This window comes from Haladaptatus sp. CMSO5, from assembly GCF_036689885.1.
Taxonomy (GTDB): Archaea; Halobacteriota; Halobacteria; order Halobacteriales; family Halococcaceae; genus QDMS2.
This window is the reverse complement of sequence record NZ_JBAHVW010000001.1, coordinates 2,318,992-2,331,561: the sequence shown is the minus strand read 5'-3', so window position 1 is coordinate 2,331,561 and position 12,570 is coordinate 2,318,992. Positions and strand designations below refer to the sequence as shown.

Annotated in this window: 15 protein-coding genes; 5 read left to right on the top strand and 10 right to left on the bottom strand. The window is 63.5% G+C overall.

Annotated features, from left to right (window positions below; all coding sequences use genetic code 11):
- Positions 1 to 41 precede the first annotated feature (41 nt).
- The 3 genes from V5N12_RS12335 to V5N12_RS12325 form a co-directional block, all read right to left on the bottom strand.
- Positions 42 to 398: an RNA polymerase Rpb4 family protein gene (locus tag V5N12_RS12335; RefSeq protein WP_332899467.1), complete on the bottom strand. Its 357-nt coding sequence runs from the start codon at positions 396 to 398 to the stop codon at positions 42 to 44.
- Positions 395 to 685, bottom strand: a complete 291-nt coding sequence (locus V5N12_RS12330; RefSeq protein WP_332899466.1) for a 50S ribosomal protein L21e — start codon at positions 683 to 685, stop codon at positions 395 to 397. The genes V5N12_RS12335 and V5N12_RS12330 overlap by 4 nt, the downstream gene beginning before the upstream one ends.
- A 64-nt stretch (positions 686 to 749) precedes the next feature.
- On the bottom strand, positions 750 to 1,820 hold the full coding sequence (locus V5N12_RS12325) for a guanosine monophosphate reductase (protein ID WP_332899465.1): 1,071 nt from the start codon (positions 1,818 to 1,820) through the stop codon (positions 750 to 752).
- 118 nt (positions 1,821 to 1,938) lie between these two features.
- On the opposite strand from V5N12_RS12325, the gene V5N12_RS12320 reads away from it, so the two are divergent.
- Positions 1,939 to 3,090 carry a cystathionine gamma-synthase gene (locus V5N12_RS12320; protein WP_332899464.1) on the top strand — a complete coding sequence of 384 codons (1,152 nt, stop codon included), beginning with the start codon at positions 1,939 to 1,941 and terminating at the stop codon, positions 3,088 to 3,090.
- Positions 3,091 to 3,120: 30 nt separating this feature from the next.
- On the top strand, positions 3,121 to 3,786 hold the full coding sequence (locus V5N12_RS12315; RefSeq protein ID WP_332899463.1) for an MBL fold metallo-hydrolase: 666 nt from the start codon (positions 3,121 to 3,123) through the stop codon (positions 3,784 to 3,786).
- A 48-nt stretch (positions 3,787 to 3,834) separates the two neighbouring features.
- On the opposite strand, the gene V5N12_RS12310 is transcribed toward V5N12_RS12315, so the two are convergent.
- Genes V5N12_RS12310 through V5N12_RS12300 form a run of 3 tightly spaced genes read right to left on the bottom strand, consistent with a single transcriptional unit; the run spans position 3,835 to position 4,909 of the window.
- Complete coding sequence (locus V5N12_RS12310) at positions 3,835 to 4,101, bottom strand: elongation factor 1-beta (RefSeq protein WP_332899462.1); 267 nt, start codon at positions 4,099 to 4,101, stop codon at positions 3,835 to 3,837.
- Positions 4,102 to 4,103: 2 nt separating this feature from the next.
- Positions 4,104 to 4,283 (bottom strand): HVO_2753 family zinc finger protein, encoded by a 180-nt coding sequence (locus V5N12_RS12305; protein ID WP_332899461.1) that lies wholly within the window; start codon positions 4,281 to 4,283, stop codon positions 4,104 to 4,106.
- 50 nt (positions 4,284 to 4,333) lie between these two features.
- The gene (locus tag V5N12_RS12300) at positions 4,334 to 4,909 is read right to left on the bottom strand and encodes a DUF2391 family protein (protein WP_332899460.1); all 576 of its coding nucleotides are present in this window, start codon (positions 4,907 to 4,909) and stop codon (positions 4,334 to 4,336) included.
- Positions 4,910 to 4,996: 87 nt separating this feature from the next.
- On the opposite strand from V5N12_RS12300, the gene V5N12_RS12295 reads away from it, so the two are divergent.
- Positions 4,997 to 6,112 (top strand): VIT1/CCC1 family protein, encoded by a 1,116-nt coding sequence (locus V5N12_RS12295; protein WP_332899459.1) that lies wholly within the window; start codon positions 4,997 to 4,999, stop codon positions 6,110 to 6,112.
- Between the two features lie 34 nt (positions 6,113 to 6,146).
- Positions 6,147 to 6,860, top strand: coding sequence for a DUF2270 domain-containing protein (locus V5N12_RS12290; RefSeq protein WP_332899458.1), 714 nt, complete (start codon positions 6,147 to 6,149; stop codon positions 6,858 to 6,860).
- Here the strand turns inward: V5N12_RS12290 and V5N12_RS12285 are convergent, their stop codons facing one another.
- From V5N12_RS12285 to V5N12_RS12270, 4 genes are read right to left on the bottom strand one after another with little or no spacing between them, the layout of a single operon-like run.
- Positions 6,861 to 7,676, bottom strand: a complete 816-nt coding sequence (locus V5N12_RS12285; RefSeq protein ID WP_332899457.1) for an enoyl-CoA hydratase/isomerase family protein — start codon at positions 7,674 to 7,676, stop codon at positions 6,861 to 6,863.
- Positions 7,673 to 8,545 carry a 3-hydroxyacyl-CoA dehydrogenase family protein gene (locus V5N12_RS12280; protein WP_332899456.1) on the bottom strand — a complete coding sequence of 291 codons (873 nt, stop codon included), beginning with the start codon at positions 8,543 to 8,545 and terminating at the stop codon, positions 7,673 to 7,675. Before V5N12_RS12280 ends, V5N12_RS12285 begins: the two co-directional genes overlap by 4 nt.
- 24 nt (positions 8,546 to 8,569) lie before the next feature.
- Positions 8,570 to 9,982 (bottom strand): zinc ribbon domain-containing protein, encoded by a 1,413-nt coding sequence (locus V5N12_RS12275; protein WP_332899455.1) that lies wholly within the window; start codon positions 9,980 to 9,982, stop codon positions 8,570 to 8,572.
- Positions 9,979 to 11,151 carry a thiolase domain-containing protein gene (locus V5N12_RS12270; protein WP_332899454.1) on the bottom strand — a complete coding sequence of 391 codons (1,173 nt, stop codon included), beginning with the start codon at positions 11,149 to 11,151 and terminating at the stop codon, positions 9,979 to 9,981. Before V5N12_RS12270 ends, V5N12_RS12275 begins: the two co-directional genes overlap by 4 nt.
- Positions 11,152 to 11,260: 109 nt before the next feature.
- Here V5N12_RS12270 and paaK point away from each other — a divergent pair, with 109 nt between their 5' ends.
- The gene (gene paaK / locus V5N12_RS12265) at positions 11,261 to 12,541 is read left to right on the top strand and encodes a phenylacetate--CoA ligase PaaK (protein ID WP_332899453.1); all 1,281 of its coding nucleotides are present in this window, start codon (positions 11,261 to 11,263) and stop codon (positions 12,539 to 12,541) included.
- Positions 12,542 to 12,570 lie beyond the last annotated feature (29 nt).

Below are 12,570 nucleotides of genomic sequence, written 5' to 3'. Positions count from 1 at the left end.
TGAAAAACCGTACGACGGTGGCGAACTTAAATAGTCGCCACTTAGACGTATTTCGAGACGATGTTGAGGATTTCGTCGAGTTCGTCACCCGAGAGCGCGAACCGCTCTTGGGCGTAGATGGCGCGCAGTTCGTCGCGGTCGCGTGGCAGGAGGTCTGCGATTTTGTACGCCGTTGGCTCTGCGACCTTTTCGAGTTCGGAGAGCTCTGCGACGAGTTCGTTCGCGTCGTCTGCCGAAAGCACGGCAAAGCGGTTTACGTGCTCGATTGCACGCGCGAGTTCGTAGCGCATCTCACGCTCTTCGTCCGCGGCGCGCTCCATCTCGATGTCGGCGAGGAGTTCTTTCGCCTCGGAGATGGTGAGATACTCCTCGTCGAGCTTTTCTTTGAAGATGGTCATTTCTGACGGCGGAGGTGAGCGGGCTTCGCGATGATGGTCTTCCGCTTTCCACCGTCATTGATTGCGATTTTGTACGCGCGGCCCTGCTGTTCGATGATTTCGCCAGTCTGGCCGTTGAAGCGTGGGTGGAAGCGACCCTTCGGGACGGATGGGTCGATGTGCATGTGCACCTTCTCGCCAGCCTCGAACTGCTGGACCGAGCGCTGTGGCGGCGAGGTGCCGCGCTCTCGTGGTTTGTTCGAAAGCTTGTTCCGGGTGTGGCTTAGGGGCCCGTGGGAGTTCGGCATAGTCGTGGGCCAATCTTAATCGGTCGGACTAATAAAACGTGCGTTCCCGTTCCGTCCGACGGCGCTACTGCATCGGGGGGACGGGGGCCGGTTCGTCTGCCGGTTCCACGTCGAGAGCTACCCCGTGGGCTCCCTCGCGCTCATGGGCGCTCTGGGCGACGCGGATGAACTCGGCCTTCTCGCGCGCCTCTGTGAGTGTGTGGCCGCCACAGTAGCTCACGCCAGAGCAAACGCCCGCGAGGAACTCGCTGACGAGTGGCGCGAGCGCGCCTTTGTACGGCGTCAGCCCATCGACGCCTTCGTCCGCCGACGGGTTGCTCTCTTTGTCCGTCCGCGCCTCTGCGGCGGCCGAACTCGCCATCCCACGGGTACGCTTGAACTGCTCGTTTCCGTGGGAGACAATCGAACCCGGCGCTTCGTCGGTTCCGGCGAAGAAACTGCCCATCATGACGGTGTCAGCCCCGGCCATGAGCGCCTTCGCGGCGTCGCCGGAGGTGCGCACGCCGCCGTCTGCGCAGATGGGAACGCCGAGTTCTGCGGCGACTTCGGCGCAGTCGTCGATGGCCGTGAGCTGTGGTTTGCCCGCGCCCGCAACTTTTCGCGTCGTGCAGTGTGAGCCCGGCCCGACGCCGACTTTCACGCCGTCTGCGCCCGCCTCGTAGAGGTCGCGCACTGCCGCTGCGGTCACGACGTTGCCGACGACGAGTTCGGCGTCGTACTCCCAGTCGATGCGCGCTGCGGCGTCGAGACACGCCTCCATGTGGCCGTGGGCGACGTCCATCATGATGCAGTCTGCACCCGCCATCAGACACGCTTCCGTGCGTTCGAGATAGTCTTCGTTGATGCCGACGGCGGCGGCCACGCGCTCGCCTGCGTCTTTGACGGCGCGCACCTGTGCAGCCTGTTCTTCGATGCTCAGGAAGCGATGGATGGTGCCGAGCCCGCCGAGTTCGGAGAGGGCGATTGCCAGTTCGGCTTCCGTCACGGTGTCCATCGCCGCGCTGACGAGCGGCGTGTCGAGTTCCAGATTCGGCGTGAGGTGCGTCGAGAGATCGACGTCGCTCCGGCTGTCCACTGGAGACCGCTGTGGCACGAGGAGCACGTCGCCATAAGAGAGTCCCGTTCTGATTTCCATTGGTTGAACCCTTCGACACCAGCCTGTTCCCGAACTTAAGCGTGGTGAATCTCATCCCCTAAAAAAGGTCGCACACGAGAACGGTAGACGTAACCCGCAGGCTCCCCACGTGGCGCGCATGGACGAACACATAGAAACCCGCGCCATCCACGCCGGACAGGTTCCCGACGAGGAGACAGGCGCGCTGATGACGCCAATTCACGCCAATTCGACCTACGTCCAAGACGGCCCCGGCGACCACCGTGGCTACGAGTATTCGCGCACGGGCAACCCCACCCGCACGGACTTAGAAGCAAACCTCGCCGCGCTCGAAAACGGCGCGTACGGCCGCTGTTTCTCCTCGGGGATGGGCGCGATAAACACCGTCCTTAACCTGCTCGACTCGGGCGACCACGTCGTCGCCGGCAACGACGTGTATGGGGGTACACACCGCATCTTCACGCAGGTGTACGAGAAGTACGGCCTCGACTTCGACTTCGTGGACACGACCGATCACGACGCCGTCCGCGACGCCATGCGCGACGAGACGGCCCTCGTCTGGGTTGAAACGCCGACCAACCCGCTGATGAACGTAAACGACATCGGCGCGCTCGCAGACATCGCCCACGACCACGACGCGCTCTGTACGGTGGACAACACCTTCGCCACGCCGTACCTCCAGCGCCCGCTCGACCACGGCGCGGACATCGTCGCCCACTCGCTCACGAAGTACCTCGGCGGCCACTCAGACGTCATCGGCGGCGCGCTCATCACCGACGACGAGGAGCTGGACGAGGAGATTGGCTTCTACCAGAACTCCGTCGGCGCGACGCCCGGTCCGTTCGGCTGTTTCCTCGTGCTCCGGGGCACCAAGACGCTCCCCGTTCGCATGGACCGTCACTGCGACAACGCCCGCGACCTCGCCGAATGGCTCGCAGACCATGACGCCGTCTCCAAAGTCTACTACCCCGGCCTCGAATCCCACCCACAACACGACCTCGCCGCAGCGCAGATGGACGACTTCGGTGGGATGCTTTCCTTCGAGTTCGACGGCACGTTAGAACAGGCGAGTACGGTCGTGAGCGAGACGGACGTGTTCACGCTCGCAGAGAGCCTCGGCGGCGTCGAGAGCCTCATCGAACAGCCAGCAGCGATGACCCACGCGGCCATCCCGAAAGAAGAGCGCCTCGCGGCGGGCCTCACCGACGGCCTCATCCGCGTGAGCGTCGGCATCGAGCACGTAGACGACCTGAAAGCAGACCTCCAGCAGGCGTTCGACGCCGCGCTGTAACTTTACCTCATCTGCCGACGTACGGGGGGTATGGTGCTTCCCGACGCGATACACCCCATCTCCCTTTCGGTGCCGTTTGGCGACCACGATATCGAGATTCATCCCGTCGCCGTCGAAACCGACCACGGCCTCATTCTCGTCGATACAGCGGTTCCTGATGCTCACGGCGACATCGAAGCCCACCTCAACAGCCTTGGCTACGGCATCGACGACATCTCCGTCATCATCATCACCCACCACGACGCAGACCACGCCGCCGGATTGGCACGCCTCGTCAGTCGAACCGACGCCCTCGTCTGCACACACGGCCGGGAGGCTCCCTACCTCGAAGGCAAAAAGCCGCCGGAGAAGGGAAACTGGGTGCCCGACCCGGTTCCCGTGGACGTCGAACTCGTCGATGGGGTGAGTTTCAGAACCACAGTCGGGCCGATGCAGGTCGTCTCGACGCCCGGCCACTCACCGGGCCACTGCTCGCTGTATTTCCCCACGACGTACACGCTCATCTCGGGCGATGCGCTCAACGCCGTAGACGGACTCGTCGGGCCGAGACCGGAGTTCACCCCGGACATGCAGACGGCCACCGAGTCGGTCGAAAAACTCGCCTCGTTCGACGTGACGACCACCCACTGCTATCACGGCGGGACGGTGCCTCAAGGCACGCCACGCATCAAAGAAATTCTCGCCTCGCTCCGCTGAGCAGCGGCGTCGCTCACGGGGTAGCGTGCGGTAAAAACGGGTGTCGGCTTAAATGCGGCCGACGTTTTCGACGGAGACAGATTCGACGCCGTCGACTTCGATGAAGGCTTCCTCGACTGCTTCCGTGCCACCAGCACCGTCCGGGACGATGACGGTTGGCAGGAGGGCGATGAGGCCGAATGCGACGTTGTCGCGCTCGAAGCCGTTGATTTTTGCGCCTTCAGGCAGGGACTGCTCAAGGCGGTCCTGGAGGTCGTCCAGGTCGATTTCAGGGCTGTTCGGCATGACTTTCATCTTGGCGGCTACTTTTCCCATGATTATGGACCGGTGAATCCGCAGTCAGGACACTCATAGAGGTTGCTCTGCTTTCGGCACTTCGCACAGCGGTAAATCTGCTGGCCGCAGTCTGGACAGTCGAATGCGGCGGCGTTGGTGCCGGAAATGTTGATTCCACACGAAACGCACTTCCGTGCAGAAACTTGTTGACTCCCGCTCATACCCCCTCTTCCGTCTCGCGGCTTTTAACCGTTATCAAACGGAGTTGGACTCAACTCCCCGGGAGAATGTCACCAAGCGCCGCACCGATGGCCATCGGGACGAACGCCACGCTCACCTGACAGAGCGCGAGCCACGAGTCGTCCCACGAGACGCGCCCCCACGCGCTCATCATCAACACGGACGCCCCGAACGAGATGGCGACGACGCCGACGAGCCGCCGCGGGAACACGCCCAAAATCGGGTTCGTAATCCGCACGTCTTGGATGTCTGCGACGTAGAGCAGGCCAATCACGATACTGATGGCAATCCCAATCGTCGCAAGCAGGTAGCTCGGATGCGTCGCGATGAACGCGCCCGCTTCGAGCGTGCCGCTCTCTACGAACATCGGAATCCCGAAAATAATCGCCCCGACAAAGGCCTCTGCGGCGTCTGCGCGGTCGAACCCCTTGATGGTGTTCCCGAACACAGACGCGGTGGTTTGACTCGCCTCCATCGCAATCGCCCGCGCTTCTCGCACCTGCTCGCGGGCCTCATCATCGACCGTCGATTCGAGGCGGTCGAACTGCTGGGCCAGGTCTGCGAGCGTAGAGCGGTCGTCACGCGACCCATTTGCGCGGCTGTCCATAGACGTTCGTCCCGCGCCGCGCGTAAAACTCTGCCCGTGAGGGTGCTGGCTAAGTTGACAGCACCCGTACGAGTCTGTATGGTGGAGATGGGAGACACCGCCAGGTATCAGGCGAACTGGCAGGACGAAATCGACAGTGCGTCGCTCTATCGGACGCTCGCTGAAACCGAATCGCAACCCCAACTCGCTGAAGTTTATCTGAAACTCGCAGCGACGGAAACGAAACACGCCGAGTTTTGGGCCGACCGGCTTCGCGAAGCTGGTGGAACGCTTCCCGACGCGCGGCCGTCGTGGCGTGCTCGCACACTCTCGTGGCTGGCCCGGCGATTCGGTGCACAGGCGATTCTCCCCACGCTCACCGCGACAGAACGCGCCGGTCACGTGGGCTATCTCAGCCAACCGGAGGTGACCGGTACGTCGCTGCCAGCCGACGAGCGGTCGCACGCCGCGTTGCTCCGCACAATCGACTCGACGGCGGGCGTTGAGGGAAGCGTCCTCGCTCGCCTCGAAGGCCGTCATCGCTCTGCGAGCGGGAACGCGCTCCGCGCGGCGGTCCTCGGCGCGAACGACGGGCTCGTCTCGAATCTGAGTCTCGTGATGGGCGTCGCGGGGGCTGCGCTCTCTGGGTCTGCCATCCTCATTACCGGTCTCGCCGGGCTGCTCGCTGGAGCCGGGTCGATGGCGATGGGCGAATGGCTCTCGGTCCAGAGTTCGAGAGAACTCTATCAACGGCAGATAGCCATCGAAGCCGAAGAACTCAGCGAGACGCCAGCAGAGGAAGCAGAAGAACTCGCACTCATCTACCAAGCGAAAGGGCTGACAGAACCGCAGTCCCGAGAGCTGGCTGCACGCCTCCTCGCAGACGAACAGACGGCCCTTGACACCCTTACGCGCGAAGAACTCGGCATCAACCCGGAGGAACTCGGCGGGTCGGCGTGGGAAGCAGCGGGTACGTCGTTCGTCCTCTTCGCGCTCGGCGCAATCGTCCCCGTCGCGCCGTTTGCAGTTCTGACTGGCATGACAGCCGTCATTACGAGTCTCGCACTCAGCGCCATTGCGCTGTTCGGCATTGGCGCGGCCATCACGCTCCTCACCGGCCGCAGTCTGCTCTACTCGGGGGGCCGACAGGTGTTGATTGGGCTTGCCGCAGCGGCACTCACCTACGGCGTCGGGTCGCTCATCGGTGTGACGCTCGTGGGCTAGTGGTTTTATCAAGAAATACGAACATCGTCTCTGAATGACCAGTTCGGACGACGACTTCGACCCCGAGGCGCGCGAAGGACGGGAGGTCGCTGGCGAGGCGGCGACCGACCGCAGCGACTTCCTCTCGCTGATAGGGCACGTCTACCGGGGCGAGGTTGGGCGGGCAAACGCGTGGCGCACCCGCCTCGACCGCACCACGAACTGGGCGGTCGTGCTCACCGCGACGTTGCTCACGTGGGCCTTTTCGGCCGAAACCCGCCCACACTACGTCATCCTCGTCGGGATGGCGATGGTGGCGCTGTTTCTCGTTTTCGAGGCGAGACGCTATCGCATCTATGACGTGTGGCGCTCGCGGGTTCGGCTGTTAGAGGAGAACGTGTTCGCAAACGCCCTCGACCCGGAGGGTGCAGAACAGCGTGGCTGGCGCAAACTCTTGAGCCGCGACCTGCGGACGCCGACCGTCAAAACGCCGCTCGCAGAGGCGGTCGCCCGCAGAAGTCGCCGCATCTACTTTCCGCTGTTCATCGTCCTCTTGCTCGCGTGGGTCATCCACCTCGCCGTCTTCGACGCGACCGACATGGGCTTGCTCCAGCGGGCGAGCATCGGTCGCCTCCCCGGAACCGTCGTCGCAGGAGCTGTCAGCCTGTTTTATGCGACAATCACTGGCATCACGTTCTGGCCGCGCGAACGTCACGCAAAAGGTGAACTCCAGTCGGACGAGCAGGCCCAAGACGACTGGAAAGCCTGATTATTTGCCCGTCCACTCGGCGTCGCGCTTCTCGAAGAAGGCGTCCATGCCTTCCTGTTTGTCCTCGGTCGCAAACAATTGGGTGAACAGCTCAGATTCGTAGGCAATGCCCTGTTCTAACTCCATGCGCGAGGCCGCTTTGACCGCGTCCTTGGCGAATTCGAGTGCAACGGGACTTTTGTCGGCCATCTTCGCCGCGAGGTCGTAGACGCGCTCGTCGAAGCCGTCGTCGCCGTACACCTCGTCTACGAGGCCGATGTCTGCTGCTTCCTCGGCCGAAATCAGTTCGCCGGAGAGAATCAGGCGCATGGCGTGACCCTCACCCACGAGTCGCGTCAGGCGCTGGGTGCCGCCGCCGCCGGGGATGATGCCGAGGTTGATTTCGGGCTGTCCCAACTTCGCCTTCTCGTAGGCGATGCGCACGTCACAGGCCTGTGCGAGTTCACACCCGCCGCCGAGGGCGTGGCCGTTGATGCGCGCGATGACCGGCATTGGGAGGTCATCGACCACTTCGTAGATGCGCGGGCGTCGGCTGACTTTGCGCTGTTCGAGCGTCGTCCGCTCGCGCAGTTCGCCCACGTCTGCGCCCGCGACGAACGCCTTCGCCTCGTCTGCCCCCGTGAGGACGATGACGCGTACCTCGTCTGCGTCTTCGAGCGCAGAAAAGATGCGTTTCAACTCCACGCGAACCTGCGAATTGAGCGCGTTTCGCGCGTCCGGGCGGTCGATGGTGACGGTGGCGACGTACTCGCGGTCGCTTCCCACGTCGAGGTGGACGAGCGAGCAGTCTGCGGCGACTGATTCAAGGTCGCTCATCGCTCGACCTCCCCGACGTTTTCGCCCTCGTCCCACTCGTAGAAGCCCTGCCCGGATTTCCGCCCGAGGTGTCCGGCGCGAACCTTGCGTTTCAGCACCTGTGGCGGGCGGAATCGCTCGCCTAGTTCTTCGCGCAGGTATTCGAGAATGTCGAGGCGTACGTCTAAGCCCACCAAGTCGGTGAGTTCGAGCGGCCCCATCGGGTGGTTGTAGCCAAGCGTCATCGCCTCGTCAATATCGGCGGCGCTCGCGACGCCCTCTTCGTACATCCGCATGGCTTCGACGCCGATGGTGACGCCGAGCCGTGAGGAGGCAAAGCCGGGCGAGTCCGTGACGACGATTGGCGTCTTTTCGATACCCTCAACGAACTCGACCGCGGCCGCTTCGGTGGCGTCGTCGGTTTGCTCTGCGAGGACGACTTCGACGAGGGCCATGATGTGGACCGGATTGAAAAAGTGGAGGCCGATGGCCCGGTGGGGCGAACTGAGTTCGCTCGCAATCTCCGTCACCGAAAGCGAGGAGGTGTTGGTGGCGAGGATGGCATCGTCGGGGGCGACGGCTTCGACATCCGAAAACACCTGCTGTTTGAGGTCAAGGCGCTCGGGGACGGCTTCTACGATGAGGTCAGCCTCGCCTGCGGCTTCTCGGAGGTCGGTCGTCGTCGTGAGCCGAGCGAGGGCGGCGTCCATTTCGGCTTCGGTGAGTTTCTCGCGGTCAACTCCTCCTTGCAGGTTGCGCTCTACAGCGTTGCGCGCCTCGCTCAAAACGCTCTCGTCAATATCTCGAAGAAATACATCGTGGCCGGCCATCGCGCTCACTTGCGCGATGCCGTGGCCCATGGTTCCAGCACCGAGTACGGTGACGTGCATATCGACACGCGAACGCGAACCGAGTTAATGGTTATCGTCTGTCGATCTGACCTTAAATCCGTAGCGGGTGACGCCCTCTTGGGTGTAGATGCGGCGAATTATTGCCGTCACTTCATCGCCCACCGACGGATTCCCAAACGCCACCTGCGCTGGGGCGCTCACCGTCTTGCCGCCGTACTCGAAGGCGACGATTGTGATGCCGAAATCGCCGCTCTGGGCCTGCTGGACGGCGAACTCCGGTGGCGCGCCGCCCTGCCCGATTCGCGTCACGGCTTCGACGGTGCCCGTGCCCGACAACTGCACATCCTCGAACGTCCCTAAGTTCCCGCACTTGTCACAGGCTCCTTCCGGCGGGAAGGCAAGCGCACCACATTCGGCACATTCGCCTGCAACGAGTCGGTGGCGCTGTGGGAGCGACTGGTGCCACGCGGGCATGGAGACGTACGCGCCCCCACCCGCGGGCGAATCACCCGTCAGGTCGCCCCGGCGGCGGAGATGCTCGGCGTACGTGAGTTCCGCGTCGCCCGAGAGCGCGAGGTTCGTCTTTACGCCCTCGCCGTCCACGACGAACGCGGACGCACCGCCGCCGGCTCCATATCCCACGCCGAGGACGCGCTCGCAACCAGCGTCAAGTGCTTTTGCGAGACCGAGCGGGACGCTCGCCGCGCCCGTGTCACCGAGGTCGTGGACGGTGGTTCCCGCCTGAACGAGTTCGGTGTCGATATCGAGCGCCTTCGCCGCCCGATACGGCAACTTTCCGTCTGGAGCCTGCAGACACGCGGCATCGATATCACCGACGTACACCTGCTCGACTGCACCGCGAACTGTCTCCGTGTACGCCTCGCGGTCGTAGCCGGTCACGCCGAGGCCATCGACGTACTCGCTCCCGCGTTCGCGGAATCGAGTTCCGGGATACGGTGTCGTGAACTCGGCTTGGCTCACGACCTCCGCACCTTTCTCTCCGAGGACGAACGCCACAGCACCCGCGCCGGCGGCGTGTTCGTGGGCGTCTGATGGGTGGCCGCGTGGGCAGTCGCTTGCGATGACGAGGCCGACGCTGTCGTTCCACGGTCCTATCTCTACACCGGAAAGGAGCGCCTGTACTCCCGCCCTCGTACTCCCGCCGAACTGCTGGCGTGGGGTGGACTCTTCGACGCCGAGCATCGACCCGAGTCGCGCGGTCAGGTCTTCTTCCTCGGCAGGAGGCGTCGAAGAAGCGAACCCGAGATGCGCAACGTCCGCACCCGCGCAGCCTGCGGCGGCGAGGGCGCGTTTGCCGGCTTCGACGGCCATCGTCAGCGCGTCCTCGTCTGCGTCGGGCACCGACTTTTCGGTGATTCCCGCGGGGCCGCGACTCCACTCCTGTGCAAATTCGCTGCCAGCAATCCTGAAGCGCGGCGCGTACGCACCGACGGCGGTGATGCGCGGGCCGCTCATGGCTGCTCCTTCGTTTCGAAGATGTGAACGACGGCCGCGCCGCCGCTTCCGCCGACGTTGTGCGTCAGCCCGTAGCGGGCGTCAGCGACCTGTCGGTCGCCCGCGTGGCCCGAGAGTTGGGTGAACGCCTCTGCGACCTGTCCCGCGCCGGTCGCGCCGATTGGATGGCCCTTGCTCTTGAGTCCGCCCGAAGCGTTTACGACCACGTCGCCGCCGTAGTCGGTCCCCCCCGAGGTGACGTAGGGGCCAGCCTCGCCCGGCTCGCAAAAACCGAGGTCTTCGTAGGCCATGAGTTCGGCAATCGAAAAGCAGTCGTGCACCTCCGCGAAGTCGATGTCATCGGGGCCAACGCCGGCCATCTCGTAGGCCTGTTCAGCAGCGCGCTGTGAGGCCGGGACGCCCGAATAGGTGTCGCGCTGGAACAGCCCGACTTTGTCCGAACCTGCACCCACGCCCGCGACGCGGATGGGGTCGTCCGTGTATTCCTCCACCAGGTCTTCGCTCACGATGAGCGCGCAGGCCGCGCCGTCGGTCGTCGGACAGCAGTGATACAGCGTGAGCGGGTCTGCGACGGTCGGTGCGTTCATCGCGTCTTCGAGCGAGCACTCGAATCTGAGCTGTGCGTGCGGGTTTTTCGCCCCGTTACGGTGGTTTTTTACGGCGACATGCGAGAGGTGCTCTGTGGTCGTACCGTACTTTTTCATGTGTGAACTCGCCATCTGTGCGTAGACGCCCGCAAAGGTGGTTCCGGAGAGACGCTCCCACTCGGTTTCCCCAGAAACGCCGAGCCACCAGCGAGTGGCGTCGCTCGAGAGGTCGGTCATGACCTCGACGCCACCGGCGAGGACGACGTCTGCCATCCCGCTTTTGACGGCTTGGACGGCCTGTCGGACGGCGTAGCCGGAGGCCGCACAGGCGTTTTCGACGCGGGTGCAGGGAATCCCCGACAGCCCGACGTGTTCGGTGACGGCGGGGCCGGGAAGCCCAATCTGGCGGCCACCAACACCGAGTGTGCCGATGACGGCTTCGTCGATGTCGTCGGGGTCGATGCCGTGAGGGACGCTCGAAAGCGTCGCAGTGTACGCCTGCTCGAACAACGAGCGATAGGATTCGTCGGGGAACGATCCGAAATCGGACTGGGCCGCGCCCACGAGATACGCGTCGCGCATACTCCCCCGTTCGTGGCACGCAAGGTATACTCTGTTGGCTTCGCCGTGCAGAAACGTGTAGGATTGTCCGACAGAATAGATTTGTGGGGTGCTGGCAAACCTCGAACGTATGCACGGCGATGTGGAGACGGCGACCCGCGAGGAGCTTCGGACGGTGCAAACGGAACGGCTACAGCGGATGGTCACACAGGCGGCCACCGTCCCGTACTACGCACAGGCGTTCGAGGAGGTGGGCGTCTCCCCGGAAGACATCGACTCCATCGACGACATCGAGAAACTGCCGTTCACCACGAAAGAAGACCTGCGCGACAACTACCCGGACAAACTGTTCGCCGTCCCACGCGAGGAAATCGTCCGGCTGCACGCCTCGTCTGGAACCACGGGCAAGCCGAAAATCGTCGCCTACACGCGCGACGACCTCAAGGTCTGGCGCGAGGCGATGGCCCGGTCGCTCGTCGCCGCGGGCGTTTCCGCCACGGATACCGTCCAGAACGCCTACGGCTACGGCCTGTTTACTGGCGGCCTCGGCTTCCACGACGGGGCAGAGGAACTCGGCGCGACGGTCATCCCCATCGGCGGCGGGAACACCGACCGGCAAATCGACTTCCTCGAAGATTTGGGGAGCACCGTCCTCTCGTGTACTCCGTCCTACTGTCTCTACCTCGCAGAAGCCATCGAAGCGCGCGGCGTAGACCCCCACGACCTCCCGCTTTCGACGGTCATCATCGGCGCAGAACCCTTCACCGACCCGATGCGCGAGGAGATTGAGGAGGCGCTCGACGTGACCGCAATCGACGTGTACGGGCTCTCAGAAATCGTCGGCCCGGGCGTCTCCATCGAGTGTGCAGAAGTGCAAAACGGCCTTCACGTCTGGGAAGATTTCTTCTATCCCGAAATTATCGACCCCGAAACCGGTGAGGTGCTGCCAGAAGGCGAGGAAGGCGAACTCGTGCTCACGACACTTGCGAAAGACGCGATGCCTATCTTGCGCTATCGAACCGGCGACATCACCTCGCTCAACTACGACACGTGCGACTGTGGGCGCACCCACGTCCGGATGGACAACGTGACTGGGCGCGCCGATGACTTGCTCATCGTCCGCGGGGTGAACGTCTATCCCAGCCAAATCGAGGAAGCGATGCTTGAGTTTGCAGAAGTCGCACCCCACTACCGCATCGACTTGCGCCGCGAGGGTGCGCTCGATACGATGGAACTGACGGTCGAACACCACGCAGATGTGGTGGACGTCGCGGGTCTCACAGAGCGGATTCGAAAGAAATTGAATTCGAAGCTGGGCGTGAAACTCTCAGCGCTGCACGTCGTCGAACCGGGCACAATCGAGCGGACGACGGTGGGGAAGGTACAGCGCGTGTTCGACCACCGCACGTAATTCCCGGTAATTTTTTCTCATCTTTCGGT

Bases quoted from the DNA above. Each gene is read 5' to 3' on its own strand.
- V5N12_RS12315 (WP_332899463.1), top strand. From the start codon at position 3,121: ATGGTGCTTCCCGACGCGATACACCCCATCTCCCTTTCGGTGCCGTTT.
- V5N12_RS12335 (WP_332899467.1), bottom strand. From the start codon at position 398: ATGACCATCTTCAAAGAAAAGCTCGACGAGGAGTATCTCACCATCTCC.
- V5N12_RS12295 (WP_332899459.1), top strand. From the start codon at position 4,997: ATGGGAGACACCGCCAGGTATCAGGCGAACTGGCAGGACGAAATCGAC.
- paaK (WP_332899453.1), top strand. From the start codon at position 11,261: ATGCACGGCGATGTGGAGACGGCGACCCGCGAGGAGCTTCGGACGGTG.
- V5N12_RS12270 (WP_332899454.1), bottom strand. From the start codon at position 11,151: ATGCGCGACGCGTATCTCGTGGGCGCGGCCCAGTCCGATTTCGGATCG.
- V5N12_RS12310 (WP_332899462.1), bottom strand. From the start codon at position 4,101: ATGGGAAAAGTAGCCGCCAAGATGAAAGTCATGCCGAACAGCCCTGAA.
- V5N12_RS12275 (WP_332899455.1), bottom strand. From the start codon at position 9,982: ATGAGCGGCCCGCGCATCACCGCCGTCGGTGCGTACGCGCCGCGCTTC.
- V5N12_RS12325 (WP_332899465.1), bottom strand. From the start codon at position 1,820: ATGGAAATCAGAACGGGACTCTCTTATGGCGACGTGCTCCTCGTGCCA.
- V5N12_RS12290 (WP_332899458.1), top strand. From the start codon at position 6,147: ATGACCAGTTCGGACGACGACTTCGACCCCGAGGCGCGCGAAGGACGG.
- V5N12_RS12320 (WP_332899464.1), top strand. From the start codon at position 1,939: ATGGACGAACACATAGAAACCCGCGCCATCCACGCCGGACAGGTTCCC.
- V5N12_RS12300 (WP_332899460.1), bottom strand. From the start codon at position 4,909: ATGGACAGCCGCGCAAATGGGTCGCGTGACGACCGCTCTACGCTCGCA.
- V5N12_RS12285 (WP_332899457.1), bottom strand. From the start codon at position 7,676: ATGAGCGACCTTGAATCAGTCGCCGCAGACTGCTCGCTCGTCCACCTC.
- V5N12_RS12330 (WP_332899466.1), bottom strand. From the start codon at position 685: ATGCCGAACTCCCACGGGCCCCTAAGCCACACCCGGAACAAGCTTTCG.
- V5N12_RS12305 (WP_332899461.1), bottom strand. From the start codon at position 4,283: ATGAGCGGGAGTCAACAAGTTTCTGCACGGAAGTGCGTTTCGTGTGGA.
- V5N12_RS12280 (WP_332899456.1), bottom strand. From the start codon at position 8,545: ATGCACGTCACCGTACTCGGTGCTGGAACCATGGGCCACGGCATCGCG.